The sequence below is a fragment of the Lactobacillus agrestimuris genome (genome assembly GCF_943193025.1).
Lineage (GTDB): Bacteria > Bacillota > Bacilli > Lactobacillales > Lactobacillaceae > Lactobacillus > Lactobacillus agrestimuris.
The window spans coordinates 1-1063 of sequence record NZ_CALPCQ010000054.1; the positions used below are offsets into that span (position 1 = coordinate 1).

Consider the following 1063-nt stretch of genomic DNA (forward strand, 5'->3'; position numbering starts at 1 on the left):
CCGCAGTACCCAAGGCGCCATTGAATCATGGCCTAGGCTCAGCTTCACTTATTGCTCATTCTCTTTATCAAAAGTATGAAATGAAGGTGCCAGACTATCGACAAGAAAGTGACTGGAAAAAGATGGGGCTGGAATTTTCCAGACAGATGTTAAACTACTGGGGTTTGAAAAGCAGCGAATACTACTTTAAAGCATTGTACAATCTGCTTAAGCAAAAGCTGTTAACACGGCCAATCCTGCACGCTGATGAAACTTACTACACTGTCCTGGAAAGCGAAACGATCAAGACTTACTATTGGATCTTCCTTTCAGGCAAACATGACAAGCATGGAATCACGCTGTATCACCATGATCCGCACCGCAGCGGCCGAGTAGCTTTAGAGTTTTTAGGCAACTACTCTGGCTACCTGCACTGTGATATGTGGCAGGCTTATGAGCAATTGCCCGAGGCTGTCTTAGTTGGCTGTTGGGCTCATGTCAGAAGAAAGTTTAAGGAAGCCGTGCCACAGGCGGCTTCTGAAAAGTCCCTCGCCCAAAAAGGACTCAACTACTGCAGCCGCATGTTTTACTTAGAAAAAACCTGGGAGAATTTAAGCAAAAAAGAACGTTGCCAGATAAGACAAGAGAAACTCAAGCCGCTAATGCAAGAGTTCTTCAGCTGGTGCGAGAAAAATAAGACTACCGTTTTGCCAGGTTCTAAATTGGGAAAAGCCATTAATTATACGCTCAAGCATCAAGATACTTTTGCGCATGTTTTGCTTGATGGCAATTTAGAATTATCTAACAATAAGGCCGAACGAGCTGTTAAATCCCTCGTAATGGGCCGAAAGAATTGGCTATTTTCACAAAGCTTTGAAGGCGCTGCTGCTAGTGGCATCATTCTAAGCTTAATTGAAACCGCCAAAAGAAATAAGCTTGACCCTGAAAAATATCTAAATTACTTGCTTCAAAAACTACCGAATGAAGAGATTTTGGATTCGGATACACTTGAAGCCTATTTGCCATGGCAAGAAAAGGTACAGACAATTTGTAAATAGAAAGCAAAAAACACCGTTTAGTAAAA

The 1063-nt window shown here is 42.3% G+C and carries 1 protein-coding gene; it reads left to right on the forward strand.

Annotated features, from left to right (window positions below; genetic code table 11):
* A partial coding sequence (tnpC, locus tag NFR82_RS08825; RefSeq protein ID WP_251717904.1) for an IS66 family transposase occupies positions 1-1037 on the forward strand: 1037 nt, incomplete at its 5' end.
* Positions 1038-1063: the final 26 nt, after the last annotated feature.